This window comes from Hyphomonas polymorpha PS728 (assembly GCF_000685315.1).
Lineage (GTDB): Bacteria > Pseudomonadota > Alphaproteobacteria > Caulobacterales > Hyphomonadaceae > Hyphomonas > Hyphomonas polymorpha.
The window spans coordinates 69,897-91,372 of record NZ_ARYM01000016.1; the positions used below are offsets into that span (position 1 = coordinate 69,897).

21 protein-coding genes are annotated in these 21,476 nt (G+C 60.9%); all 21 read right to left on the bottom strand.

Going from position 1 to position 21,476, the window contains the following annotated elements; translation table 11 throughout:
* Position 1 precedes the first annotated feature (1 nt).
* The 21 genes from HPO_RS13800 to HPO_RS13900 all read right to left on the bottom strand — a co-directional run bounded on the left by HPO_RS13800 (position 2) and on the right by HPO_RS13900 (position 21,346).
* Entirely contained in the window at positions 2 to 1,504 is a 1,503-nt protein-coding gene (locus HPO_RS13800; RefSeq protein ID WP_035600010.1) for an NADH-quinone oxidoreductase subunit M, read from the bottom strand.
* Positions 1,504 to 3,675, bottom strand: a complete 2,172-nt coding sequence (gene nuoL, locus HPO_RS13805) for an NADH-quinone oxidoreductase subunit L (protein WP_035600012.1) — start codon at positions 3,673 to 3,675, stop codon at positions 1,504 to 1,506. Before nuoL ends, HPO_RS13800 begins: the two co-directional genes overlap by 1 nt.
* A 7-nt stretch (positions 3,676 to 3,682) precedes the next feature.
* The gene (gene nuoK, locus HPO_RS13810; protein ID WP_035600014.1) at positions 3,683 to 3,991 is read right to left on the bottom strand and encodes an NADH-quinone oxidoreductase subunit NuoK; all 309 of its coding nucleotides are present in this window, start codon (positions 3,989 to 3,991) and stop codon (positions 3,683 to 3,685) included.
* A 3-nt stretch (positions 3,992 to 3,994) separates the two neighbouring features.
* A complete protein-coding gene (locus HPO_RS13815; protein ID WP_035600016.1) occupies positions 3,995 to 4,588 on the bottom strand; it encodes an NADH-quinone oxidoreductase subunit J in 594 nt (197 codons plus the stop codon).
* A 70-nt stretch (positions 4,589 to 4,658) separates the two neighbouring features.
* Positions 4,659 to 5,144, bottom strand: a complete 486-nt coding sequence (gene nuoI / locus HPO_RS13820) for an NADH-quinone oxidoreductase subunit NuoI (protein WP_035600017.1) — start codon at positions 5,142 to 5,144, stop codon at positions 4,659 to 4,661.
* Complete coding sequence (gene nuoH, locus HPO_RS13825; protein WP_035600020.1) at positions 5,141 to 6,235, bottom strand: NADH-quinone oxidoreductase subunit NuoH; 1,095 nt, start codon at positions 6,233 to 6,235, stop codon at positions 5,141 to 5,143. Before nuoH ends, nuoI begins: the two co-directional genes overlap by 4 nt.
* Positions 6,236 to 6,244: 9 nt before the next feature.
* Entirely contained in the window at positions 6,245 to 8,344 is a 2,100-nt protein-coding gene (gene nuoG / locus HPO_RS13830; RefSeq protein WP_035600021.1) for an NADH-quinone oxidoreductase subunit NuoG, read from the bottom strand.
* Positions 8,345 to 8,350: 6 nt separating this feature from the next.
* Entirely contained in the window at positions 8,351 to 8,749 is a 399-nt protein-coding gene (locus HPO_RS13835) for a hypothetical protein (RefSeq protein ID WP_035600022.1), read from the bottom strand.
* Positions 8,750 to 8,763: 14 nt separating this feature from the next.
* A complete protein-coding gene (gene nuoF / locus HPO_RS13840; RefSeq protein ID WP_035600023.1) occupies positions 8,764 to 10,071 on the bottom strand; it encodes an NADH-quinone oxidoreductase subunit NuoF in 1,308 nt (435 codons plus the stop codon).
* 3 nt (positions 10,072 to 10,074) lie between these two features.
* Positions 10,075 to 10,893 (bottom strand): NADH-quinone oxidoreductase subunit NuoE, encoded by an 819-nt coding sequence (gene nuoE / locus HPO_RS13845; RefSeq protein ID WP_084324330.1) that lies wholly within the window; start codon positions 10,891 to 10,893, stop codon positions 10,075 to 10,077.
* Positions 10,894 to 11,346 (bottom strand): VOC family protein, encoded by a 453-nt coding sequence (locus HPO_RS13850; RefSeq protein WP_035600025.1) that lies wholly within the window; start codon positions 11,344 to 11,346, stop codon positions 10,894 to 10,896.
* Positions 11,346 to 11,693 carry a nuclear transport factor 2 family protein gene (locus tag HPO_RS13855; protein ID WP_051612628.1) on the bottom strand — a complete coding sequence of 116 codons (348 nt, stop codon included), beginning with the start codon at positions 11,691 to 11,693 and terminating at the stop codon, positions 11,346 to 11,348. The genes HPO_RS13850 and HPO_RS13855 overlap by 1 nt, the downstream gene beginning before the upstream one ends.
* A complete protein-coding gene (locus tag HPO_RS13860; protein ID WP_051612629.1) occupies positions 11,690 to 12,895 on the bottom strand; it encodes an NADH-quinone oxidoreductase subunit D in 1,206 nt (401 codons plus the stop codon). The genes HPO_RS13855 and HPO_RS13860 overlap by 4 nt, the downstream gene beginning before the upstream one ends.
* A gap of 4 nt (positions 12,896 to 12,899) precedes the next feature.
* Complete coding sequence (locus HPO_RS13865; RefSeq protein ID WP_035600062.1) at positions 12,900 to 13,508, bottom strand: NADH-quinone oxidoreductase subunit C; 609 nt, start codon at positions 13,506 to 13,508, stop codon at positions 12,900 to 12,902.
* 11 nt (positions 13,509 to 13,519) lie between these two features.
* Positions 13,520 to 14,122, bottom strand: a complete 603-nt coding sequence (locus HPO_RS13870; protein ID WP_114105582.1) for a NuoB/complex I 20 kDa subunit family protein — start codon at positions 14,120 to 14,122, stop codon at positions 13,520 to 13,522.
* Complete coding sequence (locus tag HPO_RS13875) at positions 14,092 to 14,466, bottom strand: NADH-quinone oxidoreductase subunit A (protein ID WP_035600028.1); 375 nt, start codon at positions 14,464 to 14,466, stop codon at positions 14,092 to 14,094. The genes HPO_RS13870 and HPO_RS13875 overlap by 31 nt, the downstream gene beginning before the upstream one ends.
* A gap of 185 nt (positions 14,467 to 14,651) precedes the next feature.
* Positions 14,652 to 15,617: a glucokinase gene (locus HPO_RS13880; RefSeq protein WP_035600030.1), complete on the bottom strand. Its 966-nt coding sequence runs from the start codon at positions 15,615 to 15,617 to the stop codon at positions 14,652 to 14,654.
* Between the two features lie 3 nt (positions 15,618 to 15,620).
* Positions 15,621 to 17,453: a phosphogluconate dehydratase gene (edd, locus tag HPO_RS13885; protein WP_035600032.1), complete on the bottom strand. Its 1,833-nt coding sequence runs from the start codon at positions 17,451 to 17,453 to the stop codon at positions 15,621 to 15,623.
* 3 nt (positions 17,454 to 17,456) lie between these two features.
* Complete coding sequence (pgl, locus tag HPO_RS13890) at positions 17,457 to 18,167, bottom strand: 6-phosphogluconolactonase (RefSeq protein ID WP_035600033.1); 711 nt, start codon at positions 18,165 to 18,167, stop codon at positions 17,457 to 17,459.
* Between the two features lie 4 nt (positions 18,168 to 18,171).
* Entirely contained in the window at positions 18,172 to 19,641 is a 1,470-nt protein-coding gene (zwf, locus tag HPO_RS13895) for a glucose-6-phosphate dehydrogenase (protein ID WP_035600037.1), read from the bottom strand.
* Between the two features lie 91 nt (positions 19,642 to 19,732).
* On the bottom strand, positions 19,733 to 21,346 hold the full coding sequence (locus HPO_RS13900) for an alpha-amylase family glycosyl hydrolase (RefSeq protein WP_035600039.1): 1,614 nt from the start codon (positions 21,344 to 21,346) through the stop codon (positions 19,733 to 19,735).
* Positions 21,347 to 21,476 lie beyond the last annotated feature (130 nt).

Here is a 21,476-nt window from a genome sequence, read left to right on the forward strand (position 1 = left end):
CTTACTGGCCTCCCGCCATGAGCGCGATGATGCGCGCGGTAGCACCACCGGTGACGGTGAAAATGAGGTTCGGAGCAATACCGAACAGGATCGTCAGCGCCGCGAGCGGGGCGATACAAACCCATTCGATCCGGTTCATGTCCTTGATATCCTCAAGGTGGGGATTGGTGATCTCGCCAAAGACTGTCCGGCGATACAGCGTCAGCATGTAGACGGCCGAGAAGATCACACCGAAGGCGGCGCCGAAGGCTGCCCAGGTTGCCGCCTGGAAGCCGCCGACCATGGTGAGGATTTCCCCCACAAAGCCGCTGGTGCCCGGAAGGCCGACATTGGCCATCGTGAACAGCATGAAGAAGCCGGCATAAATCGGCATGCGGCTGACGAGGCCGCCATAGGCAGCAATCTCGCGGGTATGCATCCGGTCATAGACCACGCCGACGATAAGGAAGAGCGCGCCGGAAATGAGGCCGTGGCTCAGCATCTGGAAGATGGCGCCCTGTATGCCCGTCTCATTGAATGCGAAGATACCGAGAGTGACGAAGCCCATGTGCGCGACAGAGGAGTAAGCAATCAGCTTCTTCATATCCGTCTGCCGCCAGGCGACGAGCGACGTGTAGATGATCGCCACAACGGCCAGAGCAAACATCATCGGCTGGAAAAACGCGCTCGCATCGGGGAACATCGGCAGCGAGAAGCGCAGCATGCCATAGCCGCCCATTTTCAACAGGACACCGGCAAGCACCACGGAGCCCGCCGTCGGCGCCTGAACGTGCGCATCCGGCAGCCAGGTATGGACCGGCCACATGGGCAGTTTCACCGCGAAGGATGCGAGGAAGGCCAACCAGAGCCAAGTCTGAACGCTGGGATCAAAGGCGTATTGCTCCAGCACTTCGAAGTCTGCCGAGCCTGCTGCCTGGATCATGTAGATTGCCGCCACGAGCAGAAGAAGCGAGCCGATCAGCGTATAGAGGAAGAATTTGAAGGACGCATAAATACGGTCCTTCCCGCCCCAGATACCGATGATCAGGAACATCGGGATAAGGCCAGCTTCGAAGAAGATGTAGAACAGCACCAGATCCAGCGCAGTGAAAACGCCGATCATGAATGTCTCAAGGACGAGGAAAGCGACCACATACTCGGTCACGCGCTTGTCGATCGAATTCCAGCTTGCCAGCAGGCAGATCGGCGTAAGGAACGTCGTGAGCAGGATCAGCGAAATCGACAGGCCATCGATGCCCAGCTTGTAGCTGATCGGGCCATACCAGGTATGCTGTTCGACCAGCTGGTAATCTGGCTGGGACGCGTCGAACGACACGAAAGCCGCCACCGACAGCACAAATGTCGCTGCCGAGATGATCAACGACGCCATGAGAATGGCGCGGTTCTGCCGGCCATCATCCGCGACCGCACGGCTGCCGGCCGTGGCCGCCCGCACAAGTACGATCAGCAGCGCCCCGATCAGAGGCAGGAATGTCGTTGCTGTGAGAATGGGGAAACCGCCCATCAGTTGGCCCCTCCGGCCCGCAGCCACAGGATCGCGCCAAAGACAATGGCGGCCCCGATGATCACGAACGCATAGTGATAAAGATAACCTGTATGGAGTTTTGCGAGACGGCGGGCGCTGAAGCCGGCAAACCAGGCCACTCCATCCGGTCCGACGCCATCGATGATCTTCTTGTCTGCCTTCCAGAAAATGTTTCCGAGGAAGGCGGAACCGCGGACCAGCGTGGCCTGATAGATCTCGTCGAAATACCACTTGTTTGAGAACAGCGCATGAAGCGGTCCACCGCTGGCAGCAATCCGCGCGCCCACACCTCTGTTGAAGAAGTAGGTCATGCTCGCCAGCACGAAGCCGGCGATGGTAACCACCAGAGGCGCCCACAGAACCCATTCCGGTACATTGTGACGATCATGGAGAACATGGTTCTCTGCGGCGCGGTAGATTGCGCCAGCCCAGAACGCCTCGTTGTTGGCCTCCACGAAGGCATCATAGAAATAGAAGCCGGCGAAAATTGCACCCATGCTGAGCAAGCCCAGAGGGATGAGCATCACCATCGGGCTCTCATGCGGCGTGTGCGCATGATGATCGTCAGCAGGATGCTCCTCCCCTTTTACGTCTTCGCTCTCATGGGTGTCGTGATGCCCGTGATCGTGATGCTCGCCATGCTGCGTCAGTGGACCATGGAAGGTCATGTAGATCAGGCGCCAGGAATAGAAGCTCGTCAGGAATGCTGCCAGCAAACCGAACCAGAACGCCATCTGGCCAAACATCACCTGCGCGCTGCCACCTGCAAACGTGCTCTCGAGGATCGCATCCTTGGAGAAGAAGCCGGAGAAGCCGAGTTTTGTGTGCGGGATGCCGAGGCCGATGATGGCGATCGTGCCGATCATCATGGCGGCGTAGGTCAGCGGCATGAACTTCGCCAGGCCGCCCATCCGGCGCATGTCCTGCTCGTGGTGCATCCCGTGAATGACGGAGCCGGCACCAAGGAAGAGTAGCGCCTTGAAGAAGGCGTGCGTGAAGAGGTGGAACATCGCCGCTTCATACGCGCCAACGCCGGCCGCGAAGAACATGTAGCCCAGCTGCGAACAGGTTGAGTAGGCGATCACGCGCTTGATGTCGTTCTGAGCCATGCCCACCGTAGCGGCGTAGAGCGCCGTGACGGCTCCCACCAGCGTGATCATACCGGCCGCATAGAACGTGTATTCATAGATCGGCGAGACGAGGCAGACGAGGTAGACACCCGCCGTCACCATTGTTGCCGCGTGGATGAGCGCGGACACCGGTGTCGGGCCTTCCATGGCGTCCGGCAGCCAGACGTGCAGGAAGAACTGTGCCGACTTACCCATCGCGCCGATGAACAGCAGGATACCGATGAGCTCGAGCGCATAAACGCGCTGGCCGAGGAAGGAGATGATAACTTCGCGGGCGGGCGCGGCTTCTGCAAACGCAACCGGCGTCACGATGACGTTGTTCCGGATCGCATCCAGTACCGGGCCGAACTCGACGCTGCCGAACACGAAGAATACAGCCATGATGCCGAGAGCAAGACCAAAGTCGCCCACGCGGTTGGTCACGAAGGCCTTGATCGAGGCATCATTCGGCGCCTTCTTCGTGTACCAGAAGCCGATCAGCAGGTACGACGCGAGACCCACGCCTTCCCAGCCGAAGAACAGCTGGATGAAGTTATCGGCCACCACCAGCATGAGCATCATGAAGGTGAAGAGCGAGAGATAGGCAAAGAAGCGGGCCTTGTGCGGCTCTTCGCTCATATACCCCCACGAATAGAGGTGAACGAGGCCGGAGACGCCCGTGATGACCGCCATCATGACAATGGACAGCGCATCCACCCGGATCGCCCAGTTAGCCTTGAAGTTGCCCACCTCGATCCACGGCATCAGCGTGATGATGTGCTGCTTCAGCGCCTGCGTACCATGCGCGGGGCCAGCGGTCAGGTAAGCGTCCAGCGCTGCGTGGGCTTCATGTCCGCCGACAAGGCCAAGGCCCGCCACATAGGCAAAGAGCTGGTAGAGCGACAGCGCGCCCGCAGTCAGCACCGTACCGGTGGTGACCAGCATGACGATCCGATCACCGATGATCTTGTGAAACAGACCGAACAGCGCCGCGATACCGGGCGCCAGAACGATGAAAAGGAGAAGGCTATCAGGAAGCATACCCTTATCAGCCCTTCATGAGGTCGACATTCTCAACCGAGATGTCGCGCCGGTTACGGAAATAGACGACCAGGATCGCAAGTCCCACGGCCGCTTCTGCTGCGGCAACCGTCAGCACGAGCATGGCAAAGATCTGCCCCTGGATCGTGCCGCTGAAGACCGAAAAGGCCACCAGGTTGATGTTCACGGAAAGCAGGATCAGCTCAATCGCCATCAGGATGACGATGATGTTCTTGCGGTTCACGAAGATGCCGACGACACCGATCGTGAAGAGTGCCGCAGACACCATTAGATAGTGAGGAAGTCCGAGTTCCATCTATCAGATCCCCTGCCCTGGTGTTGGGTCCTTGAGCTCAATAGCGTCCGCGCGGCGACGGCCAGTCTGCTTGGCAATATCCTGACGCTTGATGTGCGGCTTGTGGCGCAGCGTAAGAACAATAGCCCCGACCATCGCCACCAGCAGCACAATGCCAGCCAGCTGAAACAGCAGAATATAGTCAGTATACATCACATAGCCGATGGCTTCCGCGTTGGTGGGCGCATTCGGCGACGCATCCATATTGCCGGTGGGAACACTGCCGCCTGCGACAGAAACAAGCGCGAGCTCCGCCAGCAGAATGACCCCCACAAGCAGCGCAAACGGCCAATACCGGAGGGTTCCCTGCTTCATTTCGACGAAGTCGACGTCCAGCATCATCACGACGAACAGGAACAACACGGCCACTGCGCCGACATAAACGACCACCAGCAGCATCGCGAGGAACTCGGCGCCAATCAGGACCAGAAGCCCCGCCGCCGAGAAGAACGTCAGAATGAGCCAGAGCACGGAGTGCACGGGATTTCGCGCTGCGATGACAAACATCGCCGCCAACACGACAACCGCCGCAATCAATGAGAAAGCGATCAACGCCACGGCTTGTTCGCCCCTTCCTGCTAAATGCCAGAACCTGACCGGCCCGGCCCTGCTTCAACCCAGCGCCGCCCTACCGGTACGGCGCATCCAATTCGAGATTCTTGGCGATCAGCCGTTCCCAGCGGTCGCCATTCGCCAATAGCCGTTCCTTGTCGTAGAACAGCTCTTCGCGTGTTTCAGTCGCAAATTCAAAGTTCGGCCCTTCGACGATGGCGTCCACCGGGCAGGCTTCCTGACAGAAGCCGCAATAGATGCACTTCACCATGTCGATATCGTAGCGCGTCGTGCGGCGAGCGCCGTCTTCGCGGGGTTCAGCTTCAATGGTGATCGCCTGCGCCGGGCAGATTGCCTCGCAGAGTTTGCATGCGATGCAGCGCTCTTCCCCGCTGGGATAGCGGCGGAGGGCATGTTCCCCCCGGAAACGCGGCGAAAGCGGGTTCTTCTCGAAAGGATAGTTCACGGTCGCCTTACGGCGGAACATTTCCCGGACTGCAATCCAGGACGCACCCAGAAAATCCGTCAGCAGAGCGCCGCGAAGAGTTTGCGCAAGGCTCATGAGAGACCTCCCACGAATGTCACATAGCCGGCCACGAGGATCACCGCTGCCAGCGAAGTCGGCAGGAAGATTTTCCAGCCCAGACGCATCAGCTGGTCATAGCGGTACCGGGGCACGATGGCCTTCACCAGAGCGAACAGGAAGAAGCAGAACAGCACCTTCCCCATGAACCAGGCAAGGCCGGCGAGGCTGAGGAGAAGCGGCGGCAGGTTTGCCGTAAGCTCAGGCCCGAGGGCGATCGGGCCATGCCAGCCGCCAAGGAACAGGATCGTCATCATCGCGCACATCAGAACGATGTTGAGATATTCCCCCAGCATGAAGAGGAGGTACGGCGTCGAGCCATATTCGACCTGATAGCCCGCAACCAGTTCCGATTCAGCTTCCGGAAGGTCGAACGGCGGACGGTTGGTCTCTGCCAGCGCCGAAATGAAGAAGATCACGAACATCGGCAGCATGACGAGGATCAGCGGGAAATACTGGAAACTGAATACATGCCAGTTCTGAATACCGCCATCCTGGTTGTTGACGATGGTGGTGAGGTTCATCGAGCCGACCAGCAGGATCACCGTGACGATCACGAAACCGATGGAAACCTCATAGGACACCATCTGCGCTGCCGAACGGAGCGCGCCGAGGAACGGGTATTTGGAGTTCGATGCCCAGCCGCCCATGATGATGCCGTAGACACCCAGCGACGAGATCGCAAAGAGATAGAGGATACCAACGTTCAGGTTGGCGATAACCCAGCTGGTGCCCGTTTCGGTGCCGGGCGCCACGGGAATGGCCGCCCAGGTTACGAAGGCCAGCGTACAGGTTAGGATCGGCGCCATAAGGAACACGGCCTTGTTGGCGCCGGCCGGGATCACGATTTCCTTCAACAGGAACTTGCCAAAGTCCGCAAAGGACTGGAGCAAACCGAAGGGGCCGACCACGTTCGGGCCCTTGCGCATCATCACACCTGCCCAGACCTTGCGGTCCAGGAGCAGAAGGAAGGCAATCGACAGAAGCAGCACCAGTGTGAACAGGCCAATCTGACCCAACACCAGCAGCGGCCCCCAGAGGCTGCCAAGAGACTCGATCGCGTTGCTCATGGCGCCGCCCTACTCTGCCGCTACCGGAGTGTCTAGGCGGCTTGCCAGCGCAGAACACTCGGCCATTGTCTTGGATGCCCGTGCAATCGGGTTGGTGAGGTAGAAATCCACAATTGCAGATCTGAAGGGCGCGCTGCTGAGGCTGCCAGAGGCTTCCGCCACCGGCTGCGAAAGCGCCCCCACGCCGCGTGCGCCAGGGGCGTAGCCGCGGCCGGAGAACGCAGTGTTTTCGCCTTCTTTGCCGCGCAGGAGCGCGCGGAGCTGGTCTGCTGTGTCATAAGGAAGCGGCTTTCCGCAAACCGCTGAAAGGGCGCGGAAAATTGCCCAGCCTTCCCGCGCCTCGCCTTTCGGCTGGACGGCGCGCGTGGTCATCTGGACCCGGCCTTCGGTGTTTACGTAAGTGGCGGTCATTTCGGTATAGGCAGCGCTGGGCAGGACGATGTCTGCCCGGCTTGCCCCGGCATCGCCATGGGAACCGACATAAATAACCTTGGAATTTCCAAGCTTTGACAGGTCCACCTCGTCAGCGCCGAGGAGGACGACCGTGGAAAGGCCGCCGCCCAGGATTTCGGCGGTTGCGAGGCCGCCTTCGGCCGGCACGAAGCCGACATCCAATGCACCCACACGGCCAGCCGCGGTATGAAGCACGCCAAAACCGGCCCATTCTTCGGACACTGCACCGACAGTCTGGGACAGTTTATGGACAATTTCGGACAGTTTAAGACCATCCTCGCGACAAAGCGCGCCCTCCCCGACCACAATCATCGGACGCTTGGCATCCTTCAGGACCTGGAAGAAATCACTTGAGGCAAGCTGGTCGAGATCGGCCGCGCTGGTCCCGAGATGCTCATAGGGATAGGTCAGATCGACAGCCTCGCCGATGAGGCCGATCTTGAGATTGCCCCAGAGCCAGGATTTGCGGATGCGGGCGTTCCAGACGGCAGCCTCAACGCGCGGGTTGGCGCCGATCAGCAGCAGGGCGTCGGCCTCTTCGATACCCATCAGGGTGGGATTGAAAAGGTAGTGCTCGCGCACGCCCGAAGTGCCGTACTGGGCACCTGCCGGGCGGCAATCCGTATTCTTCACGCCGAGGCTGCGAAAGAGGTCCAGCGCGGCCTTGGCCTGCTCGACCTCGATCAGGTCTCCGGCGACCACGCCGATCTTGTCGGCGCCGACCGAGAGAGCCGCTTTCACGGCTTCAAAGGCCTCACCCCATGTCGCGGCGCGCAGCTTGCCGTTCTCGCGGATATAGGGGCGATCAAGGCGCTGACGGCCGAGACCATCCCAGACGAAGCGCGACTTGTCCGACAGCCACTCCTCATTCACCTCTTCGTTGAGCTCCGGCATGATGCGCATCACGGCATCGCCCTTGGCATCAACGCGGATGGCGGCGCCCATGGCGTCCATCACATCTATGGAAGAGGTTTTGCGCAGCTCCCACGGGCGCGCATTGAAGGCGTAAGGCTTGGACGTCAGCGCGCCGACAGGGCACAGGTCGATGACGTTGCCCGAGAGCTCAGATGTCAGCGATTTTTCCAGATAGGTCGTGATCTCGGCATTCTCGCCGCGGCTGATCATGCCCATCTCTTCGACGCCGGCGACTTCTGCCACGAAGCGGACGCAGCGCGTGCACTGGATACACCGGGTCATGATCGTCTTGACCAGCGGGCCCATGTATTTGTCTTCGACAGCGCGCTTGTTCTCATCATAGCGCGAGGTTGAGCGGCCATAGGCCACCGCCTGGTCCTGAAGGTCGCATTCGCCGCCCTGGTCACAGATCGGACAATCGAGCGGGTGATTGATGAGCAGGAACTCCATCACCCCGTTGCGGGCCTTTTCGACATAGGCACCGCCGGTGCGCACGATGGGCGCAGAGCCATCCCGGTTCGGGCGCATGTCGCCAACGATCTGGGCGCAGGAGGCGATCGGCTTGGGCGCCCCTTCCCACTCGACGAGGCACATGCGGCAGTTACCGGCGACCGACAGGCGCTCATGATAGCAGAAGCGCGGGATCTCGGCGCCCGCTTCCTCACACGCTTGCATCAGCGTGTAGTGCTTGGGCACTTCGATTTCCTGGCCGTCGATGTTCAGCTTGAAAGTGTCGGACATGGGACTTCAGAACTCTTCGGAAGGATTGATGCGGGGCTTGCCAGGGTTGTCGATGGCGTTGAGGCCAATGGCGAAGCGGGAGAAGATGAACTGGGCGGCAAGCGCGCCCAGGACCAGCAGATTGAAAGGCAGCGCATATTCAATCATGCCGTAGAAAAACAGGCCGGCGCTGACGATGGCGAGCACCATGACACCCCAGAGCGCCTTGACGTAGAAGATAGCCATCAGCGCAAGGACGGCGGAAAGCAACGAAGCACCGGCAACAGCCATCACGAAAAGCCGCTGGCTTTCAACCACGCCGCCATTGCGCGGCATCACATAGCCAAGCGCAATCGCCACAACCCCGTGAAGGGTGGCCAGCGACAGGCACCAGGATACGATCAGGATGGCGCGGGTGAGGCTCACTTGCCAATTCTTCCTTACTCTGCAGCCGTGACCACGGCGCCCTGCACCATCGCGCGCGGCAAACGATACTGGGTGATGCGTTCTTCGATTTCGTGACGGAAGTGCCGGATCAGGCCCTGGATCGGCCAGGCAGCGGCATCACCAAGGGCGCAGATCGTGTGCCCTTCGACCTGTTTGGTAACGTCCAGCAGCGTGTCGATCTCGTCATGCTCGGCTTCGCCGCGCACCATGCGCTCCAGCACGCGCCACATCCAGCCCGTGCCTTCACGGCACGGCGTACACTGACCACAGCTTTCATGCTTGTAGAAGTAAGCGAGGCGGGCGATCGCCTTGATCAGATCGGTCTGCTTGTCCATGACGATCACAGCCGCCGTGCCGAGGCCGGACTTCAGATCACGGAGCGTGTCGAAATCCATATAGGCGTCCATGATCTGCTCTGCCGGTACCATCGGCACCGAGGAGCCGCCCGGGATCACGGCCTTGAGATTGTCCCAGCCGCCACGAATGCCCCCGCAATGGGTTTCGATCAGCTCACGGAAGGTGATCGACATCTCTTCTTCGACATTGCACGGCTTGTTCACATGGCCGGAGATGCAGAACAGCTTGGTGCCCGCATTGTTGGGGCGGCCGAAACCGGCAAACCACTGCGCACCGCGGCGCAAGATTGTTGGTGCGACAGCGATGGACTCAACGTTATTCACCGTGGTTGGGCAGCCATAGAGACCTGCATTCGCCGGGAATGGCGGCTTCAGGCGTGGTTGGCCCTTCTTGCCTTCAAGGCTTTCGAGCAGCGCGGTTTCCTCGCCGCAGATGTAGGCGCCAGCGCCGTGGTGAACATAGAGGTCAAAATCCCAGCCGTTCACATTGTCCTTGCCGATCAGCTTCGCCTCATAGGCTTCCTTGACGGCTTTCTCGAGCGCATGACGCTCGTTGATATATTCGCCGCGAATATAGACATAGCATTTGTGGGCGCGCATCGCGCGGCTGGCCACCATGCAGCCTTCGATCAGCAGATGCGGATCGTGGCGGAGGATTTCACGGTCCTTGCACGTACCGGGTTCGGACTCGTCGGCGTTCACGACAAGATAATGCGGACGGTCGCGCACTTCTTTCGGCATGAAGGTCCATTTCAGACCGGTCGGGAAGCCGGCGCCGCCGCGGCCACGCAGGCCTGACGCCTTGATCTGGTCGCAGATCCAGTCCGGCCCCATGGCGAGCATTTCGCGCGTCAGGTGCCAGGCGCCGCGCTGCTTGGCGGCTTCCAGGCCCGGCGAATGCAGGCCGTAGAGGTTTGTGAAGATGCGGTCCTTGTCCTGCAACATGGCCTAGTCCTTCTTGTCCTTCGGGGCGGACATGCCGTCCTTTGTTGCATCCGGCTTGCTGGTCGTGTCGATCAGGGTTGCCTTGCCTGCGGTCGGCTCTTCGCGCTTCACATTTGTCGGCGCGCCGGCATCTGGGCGGCCGGTAGCTTCGGCGGTAGCCTCCCCTGCCGGCTCCGGCAGGTTTGGCAGCGACTTGACCGAATTGCGGCTGCCATCGAACAGCGCTTCGTCCGTCAACGTCTTGGCGCCGCCCTCAGGCGCACTGTTGATGCGGTCAATCTGCGGACCTGGTGACACCTCAACGCCATTCTTCAGCCGGCCGATGATCTGCGCGAAGGAATCCGGCGTCAGGTCTTCATAGTAATCGTCATTGATCTGCACCATGGGCGCGTTCACGCAGGCGCCGAGACATTCGACCTCTTCCCAGGAGAGGCGCTTGTCATCGGTGACATACATCTGACCGCCAATCTCGCGCTTGCAGACCTCTTTCAGGTCATCTGCGCCGCGGAGCTGGCAGGGCGTGGTGCCGCAAAGCTGGATATGGAACTTTCCAACCGGCTGAAGACGGAACATCGTGTAGAAGGTGGCGACCTCGTAGACGCGGATGTAGGGCATCTCCAGACGGTCAGCGACTTCGCGCATGGCAGGCTCGGAGAGCCAGCCATTGTTGTCCTTCTGGGCGAGCCAGAGCAGCGGGATAACCGCCGAACGCTGCTTGTCCGCCGGATACTTGCCCCGCCAGAACGCAATCTTGTCTTCTGTCTCAGGCTTGAAGGAGAAGCTGTCGCCCCCCGCCTCAAGGTCAAACCGGCGCAATGCCATCTACTGCTCCTTCGCAAGCGGAACGGCAACGCGGCCCGCTTCGTCAATTGGCCAGAATGGATTGTAGGCGACTTCCCAGGCATTCCCTTCAGGGTCTGCAAAGTAGCCGGAGTATCCACCCCAGTATGTCTTGTGCGGCGGCTTGGAAATGCGTGCGCCCGCACGCTCCAGCCGGCCGAAAATCTCGTCTACCTCTTCGGCAGAACGCGCGTTGAACGCCAGCGCGAAGCCCTTGAAGGCGCCCTTGCGATCATCGGAAACGCCCGCGTCAGCGGCGAGCTTGTTTTCGTCCCAGAGGCCGATCACGAGGCCACCGGCATTGAAGAACGCCACCTCGCCTTTGACGCCGCGATCCTCAAACCCCAGAACATCCGTGTAAAAACGGATCATGCCGGCGAGGTCGCGAACCCCTACGGTGATGACCGATACACGCTGTTCCGGCAGAACGCCCATCAGACCGCCCCTGCCCTCGCAAAGTCGACACGCGCGATCTTGCCGTCGCGGATGGTGTAGATGGCGGCCACCTCGAAGGTTTCGCCGCCGGGCGAACGCTCCACCGCTTCATGGTCGATGACGGTGGTGCCGAGATCGATCCGGTTGACCAGTTTTGCGCGGTTCTGCGGGAACTGGGCGAAGAGGTCTTCGTGGCGCTTGCGGATGGCGTCCAGACCCTTCTGGTTTACCCCACCATTCAGTGTCGCGAGTTCGGCGTCGTCTGCATAGCAGGCGAGGAAAGCGTCGATGTCCTGGCTGTTATAGGCTTCCAGCTGGCGCTGGATGAGGTCGAAGGAGGCACTCACCGGTCGATCTCCCCGAACACGATGTCGAGCGTTCCGAGAACGGCAGACACGTCTGCCAGCTGGTGGCCCTTGCAAAGATGGTCCATCGCCTGGAGGTGCGGGTAACCCGGGGCACGGATCTTGGCGCGATACGGGCGGTTTGTGCCATCTGCCACGAGGTACACGCCGAACTCACCCTTGGGTGCTTCGACGGCGGCGTAGCATTCGCCTTCCGGAACGTGGAAGCCTTCCGTGTACAGCTTGAAGTGATGGATCAGGGCTTCCATCGAATTCTTCATCTCGCCGCGGCGCGGCGGGGAGAGCTTAGAACCGGCCAGAAGGACCGGTCCGGGACCATCTTTCGCCATCAGGTCGATACACTGGAGGATGATCTTCACGGACTCGCGCATCTCTTCCATGCGGCAGACATAGCGATCGTAATTGTCGCCATGGCGGCCGACAGGAACTTTGAAGTCGAGTTCGCTGTAGCACTCATAGGGCTGCGACCGGCGAAGGTCCCAGGCAAAACCTGAGCCGCGCACCATGACGCCGCTGAAGCCCCAGTCGAGGATCGTGCGCTGGTCGACCACGCCGATATCGACGTTACGCTGTTTGAAGATACGGTTTTCGGTGACGAGGCCCTCGATCTGGTCGAGCTTCTCGGGGAACTGCTCGCACCAGGTGGCGATATCGTCGATGAGACGCTGGGGCAGATCCTGATGGACGCCGCCGGGCCGGAAATAGGCTGCGTGCATGCGGCTGCCCGATGCGCGTTCATAGAACACGCAGAGCTTCTCACGCTCCTCGAAACACCAGGTGATCGGCGTCAGCGCGCCCACGTCCATCACGCCGGTACCGACGTTGAGGAGGTGGGACATGATCCGGCCGATTTCCGAATACATCACACGAATGAGGCTGGCGCGGCGGGGCACTTCCACCCCGAGCAGCTTCTCGATAGCAAGGCACCAGGCGTGCTCCTGGTTCATCGGCGCGCAGTAATCGAGCCGGTCGAAATACGGCATACCCTGAAGGTAGGTCTTGTATTCGAGCAGCTTTTCCGTACCACGGTGGAGCAGGCCGATATGGCTGTCCACGCGGGTGACGATTTCGCCGTCGAGATCGAGGATCATGCGGAGCACGCCGTGGGCGGCAGGATGCTGCGGGCCAAAGTTCAGCGTGAACTTACGGTCGTCCATGTCTGCGATGTGTGCGGTGTCGGCCATCTGATCAGCCTTCCTTCGCTTTCTCGTCGCCGGGGATGACGCTGGTCATGCCTTCCCAGGGCGAGAGGAAATCGAAATTGCGGTATTCCTGAGCGAGCTTCACGGGTTCGTAGATCACGCGCTTTTCGAGATCGTCATAGCGAACCTCGTAATGCCCGGTGAGCGGGAAGTCCTTGCGGAGCGGCCAGCCTTCGAAACCATAGTCGGTGAGGATGCGGCGCAGGTCCGGATGATCGGCAAACTGGATGCCGTACATGTCGAACGCCTCGCGCTCGAACCAGTTCGCAACCGGCCAGAGCGAGACGACGCTCGGCACAGCCGTTTCTTCATCGGTGCGGATGCGCACGCGGATCCGGTGGTTCATCCGCATCGACAGCAGGTGGTAGACCACTTCGAAACGCTCCGAGCGCTCCGGGTAATCAACGCCGCAAACATCGATGAGAGTTTCGAAGTTGCATTGCTGATCGTCGCGCAGGAAACGCAGCAGCGGGACGATATGGTCCCGTTCGGCCAACAGCGTCAGTTCGCCCACGCGGATCTGCCAGCTGCGCACGGCATCGGGCATCCGGCTTTCGATATGGGCTGCAAGTTCGGAAAGCGCCTGAGTATTCATTGTGGTCACCATCAGCGCTCAAGCGAGCCTTCGCGCCGGATCTTCTTCTGCAGTTGCAGGAAGCCGTAGACGAGAGCCTCAGCGGTGGGCGGGCAGCCCGGAATGTAGATATCCACAGGAACGATGCGGTCGCAGCCGCGAACGACGCTGTAGCTGTAATGGTAATAGCCGCCGCCATTGGCGCAGCTGCCCATCGAGATCACGTAGCGCGGCTCCGGCATCTGGTCGTAGACCTTGCGGAGCGCCGGCGCCATCTTGTTGGTGAGCGTACCGGCGACGATCATCACGTCTGACTGGCGCGGCGACCCGCGCGGCGCCATGCCGAACCGCTCCAGATCGTAGCGCGGGTTGCCGGCGTGCATCATTTCCACGGCGCAACAGGCCAGACCGAACGTCATCCACATCAGTGAGCCGGTACGCGCCCAGCTGATCAGATCATCCGCTGCGGCCGTGAAGTAGCCCTTGTCCGCAAGCTGATCCGAGAGGCCGGAATAGAACGGGTCATCATTGCCAGGCTTGAAGCCGCCTTCGACCCCTGCCCGCGCGCCGCCCAGCGCATATGGCTTGTAGGAATTGTCAGACATCATTCCCACTCCAGAGCGCCGCGGCGCCATTCATAGACAAAGCCGACCGTCAGCACACCCAGGAACACCACCATCGACCAGAAACCGACCACACCGATCTCTCCCAGGCTGATCGCCCAAGGGAAGAGGAAGGCCACCTCAAGGTCGAAGATGATGAACAAAATGGCGACAAGGTAGAATCGCACATCGAACTTCATGCGGGCATCATCGAAGGCCGGGAAACCGCACTCATAGGCGGAGTTCTTTTCCGGGTCGGGCTTCGAAGGAGCCAGAAGCACGTTCCCGATCACGAAAAGGCACGAAATCACCGCACCGATCACCACAAAAATGATGACCGGCAGATAGTCGAGGGCAAGCCGTTCAACTTCCGTCATAGTGCAATTGCTCCCATTGCGTTGCCGCCCGATTAGGACGGTTTCCCGCCGGGCGCAACTGACGCGCATCTGTAATCGCAGCGCCTCGCAGTATATCCTGCGAAAACGCAATTTCACGGGTCACTTGCTGCGGCGGTCGGTCACGGAGGATGCAGGAAAGCCCTGAATTTGCGAATAATTCTCAATCAGGTGCGCTTGTGCTGCTCATAATACGCCGCAGCGCCGATCAGCGGCGCCACCTGCTCCCGCATCAGCCACACGGGACAGTCCTCGAGGTAGTGGCTCATTGGTCCGCGCGTCACGAATCGCTGCCTTGCCGCAGCCGTTTTGAGGAAATCCGAGATGCGCTCGCTGACGCCGCCCGCAAGCACCACACCGCCGAGCGCGCCATTGGCCAAAACTAGGTCTCCTGCAGCGCCCAATACAGCCAGGGCCCGCACTTCGATGAGCGTCTGGAGAAGCTCGTCCCCCGAATCGGCGCGTTCGCGCATTTCTTCGGGGGTCAGTTCGACGCGAGGGCGGCCGAAAATCTCGCAAAAGGCCGCGTGAACCTCATCCAGCCCGCTGCCAGAGGCCACAAGTTCATTCGACACATACCCATGATCGCGCATCAGCAGGCGGGCGAGCGCATGTTCCATATCGGTGCGCGGGGCATAAGCCATATGCCCCCCTTCCCCCGACACAACGCGCCAGCGGCCTTTCGGCTCGGACAACAAGGTTGCCACGCCAAATCCTGTCCCCGGCCCGGTTACCAGCACAGGCGCGCCCGGCTTTGGCGTGCCGGGAAAAATGCAGTCGAACGAATCATACTCAAATTCGGGAACGGCGCGCGCCATCGCATGAAAGTCGTTGATCAGGCACACGTCCTGAAAGCCAAAACTTTCCTTCAAGCTGCCGGCGGAAACATGCCAGCCGCGATTGGTCAGCGTGACTTCCTGATTCTCGACGGGCCCGGCGAGCGCAAAACACGCCTCCGACACCTCGGCCCCGATCTGGTCGAGATATTGCTGCAACGCCTCATCAAACGAGCCGAACCCGTCCCCAGCGAGCTTCTCGAAATGCTCGATGTTCAGCTTGCCATCCCGGCGCGATGCCAGGGCGAAACGAGCGTTGGTGCCCCCGATATCGCCGACAAGGATCGGTTGCTGCATCGCTCAAGCCCCTGAGCCGAGAAAGCGAAAGGGACTGGCGCCACAATCGGCTGTGCTGGCGGCATGCCGGAACAGATCGAACATTTCTCGGCCAAGCCCTGCCGCGGGCCGGTTTGGGCGGAACTCGGCGGGCGCGCGGGCCGCAAACTCTGCAGGATCGACTTTCAGGTCGAGGCGCCCGGCCTCGCCATCCAGCCGGATGATGTCGCCATCCCGCACCCGCGCCAGCGGGCCACCGCGCGCAGCTTCCGGCGCGACATGGATCGCGGCGGGGATCTTGCCACTGGCGCCGGACATACGTCCGTCAGTTACCAGAGCGACCCTGTACCCCCGGTCCTGCAGCACGCCGAGAACGGGCGAAAGGCCGTGCAGTTCTGGCATGCCGTTGGCCGCGGGCCCCTGGAAACGCACAACTGCCACGAAATCCCGGTCGAGCTGGCGCGCCTCAAATGCCTCGCGGAGCGCTTCCTGCGTATCGAAGACGAGTGCGGGCGCTTCGACGATACGGTTCTCCGGCTTGATCGCAGACACCTTGCACACGCCTCGGCCGAGCGGGCCATCCACAAGTCGCAAACCGCCATCCGACGAGAAAGAGTCATTGGCTGGCCGGAGCACATCCCTGTCGCCGCTGACCTCCGGCGCAGGCCGCCAGGCAAGCGCGCCGTCCTGGAGGAACGGCTCGCGACTATATTCGGCCAGCGTTCCCATCACCGCAGACGCATCCACATGCAACAGACCGGCATTGATCAGCTCCCGGACAAGGAAGCCCATGCCGCCAGCCGCGTGAAAATGGTTCACATCCGCGCCGCCATTGGGGTAAATTCGTGCCATCAGGGGGGTCACGTGGGAGAGGTCGGCAAAATCTTCCAGCGTTACCTCCAGCCCTGCAGCGGCAGCCATCGCCGGGATGTGAAGGGCATGATTTGTCGAGCCGCCCGTTGCCATCAGGCCGACGATCGCGTTGACCAGCGCGCGGGCGTCGACCAACTCCCCGGCGGGCCGGTAGTCGCCGCCCTGCGCGGTAATGGCGGCCGCGCGCTGAGCGGCGGCACGAGTCAGCGCAGCACGAAGCGGCGTACCCGGATTGGTGAAAGCAGCGCCGGGCAAATGAAGGCCCATGACCTCCATGATCATCTGGTTCGAGTTTGCCGTGCCGTAGAAGGTGCATGTGCCCTGGGCGTGGTAGCTTTCCGCCTCTGCCTTGAGCAGAGCGTCTCGACCTACCTTGCCTTCGGCGAACAATTGCCGGATACGGACTTTCTCCGGATTGGGCAGCCCTGAAGGCATTGGCCCGGCCGGAACGAAGATCGAGGGCAGCCAGCCAAAGCGCAGCGCGGCGATCACCAGCCCCGGCACAATCTTGTCGCACACGCCCAGATGCAGCGCCGCATCAAACGCATCGTGAGACAGGCCGATCGCTGATGCCATTGCGATGATGTCACGCGAGAACAGCGAGAGCTCCATACCCTCCTGCCCCTGCGTGACGCCGTCACACATCGCCGGCACGCCGCCCGCCACCTGCGCCACCGCATTCACCTCCCGCGCTGCATCCCGGATGATCTGCGGATAGGTTTCAAACGGCGCGTGGGCAGACAGCATATCGTTGTAAGCCGTGATGATGCCGATGACGGGCCAGCCAGCGCCAAGGATCTGTGCTTTCTCAATCACCGCGCAGCCTGCAGACGCATGGGCGATGTTCCCCTCGTGCAGGCGTGTGCGCGCATACGCCTTGGGGCGCCGGCTACGGATCATTTCAAGATAGGCGGCGCGGGAATCCTTCGACCGCGCCTCGATGCGGCGGGTGACTTCCTCGACAGTGGGATGCAGCGGCGTCATGGATCAGGGTGCCCAAATGATGGAGAGGCGGCGTCCCAACCCCTCGATGGCTCGGCGGACGGGATAAAGCTGCTCGTCACCGTTCAAGGCGTGCTCAAGCGCCGCTCTCTTGTCTTCGCCGAATACCAGGAGAATGCCCGCTTCGGCATTGCAGACGGGGTCCGCCGTCAGCGTCATGCGGTGGCGAAACTCTCCGGCGACGGGCGTGTTGCTTGCGTCTATTGCAGCGATTACAGCGCCATCTTTCGGATACATTGCCTGCTCCAGCCCCATCGAGCCGGGAAACCAGCTCGCGGTGTGCCCATCCGGCCCCATCCCGAGCAGAATGCAGGAGAGTGGCGAAAGATGCGGCGCATAGGCGGCTGCGCGGCTGGCTACTGCGCTGGCTGGCTCTGCATCTGCCGTTTTCATCGGAAGGAAATGCGCAGCGGAGGCGTGCCCTTTCAGAAGTTTTTCCCGGACGGCCTTTTCGTTCGACTCCGGATGATCAGCCGCAACCCAACGCTCATCCACCAGCCCGACGGTGACCTTTTCCCATTCAAGATGCTCCTCGGCCAGCAGGCTGAACATCCGGCCCGGCGACGAGCCCCCGGAGACCATGAAGCTTGCCTGCCCATCTCTTGCGATGGTTCTCGATAATTGAAGCGCGGCGAGTTCAGCAGCGAGCGCTGAGGCAGCTTCCCGGTCATCCAGAACTATGAGGCGTGAATCCATCTGCTTAACTCTCCTTCCACCAGCTTCGATTGTCGCGGTCCATGAGCATGGCAGAAGCCATTGGCCCGTCGGTACCCGCTGGATAAGTCTCCGGCTCGTATCCGCTGGTTTCCCAGGCTTCTATAAGCCCATCCACCCAGCGCCAGGCCGCCTCCACTTCATCTCGCCGCATGAACAGCGAGAGATTTCCGCGCACCACATCCATCAGCAGGCGCTCATAGGCATCGGGATAACGCAGCATGAAACTCTCCGCATAGGAAAGGTTCAAAGGCAGGGATTTGACCCGCAAGCCGCCTGGCCCCGGCTCCTTGATCTGCACATAGAGGCGCACGGCCTCATCCGGCTGAAGGCGGATCACGAGCTTGTTTACGTTTCCGAACTGTTCACCAAACAGATTATGGGGCGCACGCTTGAACTGGATCACGATATCGGAATGGCGCGAAGACATACGCTTGCCGGTGCGAAGGTAGAAGGGCACGCCGGTCCAGCGCCAATTGCTTATCTCTGCCTTGATTGCAACGAAGGTTTCCGTCTTGCTGCCCTTGGGAGCGGACAGTTCCTCAACATACCCTTTCACGGGCTGGCCGGCATGAATCCCGGCCGCATATTGCCCGCGCACCGTCAGCCGCCGGGCATCGGCCTCTGTTACCGGGCGAAGCGCCTTGAGCACCTTTATCTTCTCAGTACGGATGTCATCATCGTCGAGATCGTTGGGTGGCTCCATCGCCGTCAGGCAGAGGAGCTGCAACATGTGGTTCTGAACCATATCCCGTAGCGCGCCAGAGCGGTCGTAATAATCCGCACGCCCCTCAAGCCCAAGATCTTCTGCCACAGTGATCTGAACGTGATCGATATAGTTCTGCGACCAAAGCGGCTCGAACAGAATATTGGCGAAACGCAGCACCATAAGGTTCTGCACCGTTTCCTTGCCGAGATAATGGTCAATCCGGAACACCTGCCGCTCGGCAAACACCTCTGCCACGCCATCATTGATCGCCTGCGCGGAAGCAAGGTCAGTGCCGATCGGCTTTTCAAGCACAACCCGCGAGAGACCGCCCGACAGACCGACTGCGCCAAGCGCCCGGCAAATGTCGACATAGAGGTGCGGCGACGTCGCGAGATAGAAAATCCGTGGGCGTTCTTCCTCGGACGTCATTTTGCTTTTGAGCCCCTCCCAGTCGCCTTCCGGGTTGGTGGCATCAATCGTGACATAGTGCAGAATCTTTTCAAACTTGTCCCAGGCGTCCGCATCCCACGACTTCCCCGATGCCTTTTCGCAGGCCTCCTTGGCGACGGCCCGGTAAGCTGCATCATCCATGTCCGACCGCGCCGTGCCGACGATGGTGGAGTTTTCCGGAATCTGCCCATCGACCCAGCGGTGGTAAAGCGCGGGAAGAAGTTTGCGCCGGGACAGGTCGCCCGTGCCGCCGAAAATCACGATGTCGAAGGGTTCAACAGGAACAAATTTTGCCACCGGGGCGCTTCCTCTCTCAGGTCGGCTGCCACGGGGAGCCGAGGCAGTTTCAGGCCTTATATGACGCTTCCACGCAAAATGACAACGTTAGTCATGGCGCCTTGTTATCCAATGCCCCAATCCATACTCCAAAAGGCGCCAAACGCTCCGGAACACGCATCGTTCCATCCGACGCCAGGAGTGTTCGGGCCGCTGGGAGAGGCATGCCAACCTCCTGCGGGGCGTTAGTCAGATTGAAAAGGCACACCACCCGCTCGCCTTCAAAGCTGCGCTCGATTGCCAGCAAGGCAGCGGGAGTTTCCGGAAAGCTCACTTCGCCCAGCCTGAATGCGGCCGATCCGTTGCGCACAGCAATCACAAGACGCGTGAACTCCAGCACCGAGAAGGGCTGACCATATTGCGCCGCCGCCGCCTGAAGCGCGTGGCCCGCGCCGACGGGTAACCACGGCTTCACCTCGGAGAAGCCAGCATAGCTGTTGTCGTTGATCCAGGGCATGGGCGTACGGGCGCCATCCCGCCCAAGGGTCAGCGGCCAGTTGGCGATGGCTTCCGGGTCCCGCAAATCTTCAAAGGCGATCTCGGCCTGCGTCAGCCCCAGCTCCTCCCCCTGATAGAGGATGGGGTTGCCGCGCAGGCAGAGCAGCAGCGCATTGGTCAGCTTGGCATAGGCCACAAGGTCACTGCCGGGCGGGCACCAGCGGCTGATACAGCGGGGCGCGTCGTGATTGGAGAAGGCCCAGGCGGCCCAGCCTTCGCTGAACGGGCCTGCCCAGTTCATCTGGGCGGTTTTCACCCGGCGGGCCGAAAGCGATTTGGCGTATAGAAAGTCAAAGCTGTAGGCCGAACTGAGCCGGCCTTCGGCCGTAAACGCGCGCATTTCGGGTATCGGATCGGGCCCCGGAATTTCGGCAACCGTATAGATATCGCCATAGCCATCGGCGAGTTTGCGCACCCGCTCCATGAATAGGGGAATATCCGGGTGCGACTGGTTATGAATATGATGTTGCAGGTCAAACGGCCGGGTGATCGTTCGCCCTTCGGCGGGCCAGGGCGGGTTGTCCCGGAATTCGGGATCAAACATCGCAAAATTGATCGCATCCAGCCGGAAGCCATCCACGCCCCGGTCCAGCCAGAATTTCGCGACGCCGAGCAGCGCGTCCTGAACCTCGGGGTTGTGGACATTCAGCTGGGGCTGGCTGGAGAGAAAGTTGTGCATGAAATACTGGCCGCGGCGTGCGTCCCACGTCCAGGCCGGGCCGCCGAACACCGACTGCCAGTTATTGGGGGGCGCGCCATCGGGCTTGGGATCGCGCCAGACGAACCAGTCTGCCTTGGGGTTTGATCGGGAAGTACGGCTCTCCGCAAACCAGGCATGCTCATCAGAAGTGTGGGCATAGACCTGATCGATGATGACTTTCAGGCCGAGAGAGTGTGCTTTTTCCAGAAGCGCATCGAAATCCGCCAGGGTGCCGAACACCGGGTCGACATCGCAATAGTCCGACACATCATAGCCGAAATCCTTCATCGGCGAGCGGAAGAAGGGCGAGATCCAGATGGCCGACACGCCGAGCGCCGCGATATGATCGAGCCGGCGGGTGATCCCCGGCAGGTCGCCCACCCCATCCCCGTTGGAATCCTGATAGGAGCGCGGATATATCTGGTAGATGACCGCGCCGCGCCACCAGGGTTGCGTATCTTGGCTCATGCGGACCTCCAGAACTGCGCTCCATCAAGGTCTCGGCCGCTGCGCCGCCAATGACAAGAGGGCCGCGCCAAATGGCACAGGCGACCGCTTTCTGAATTGTCCGGAAATGAGCGACCTGAGACATAGGTGA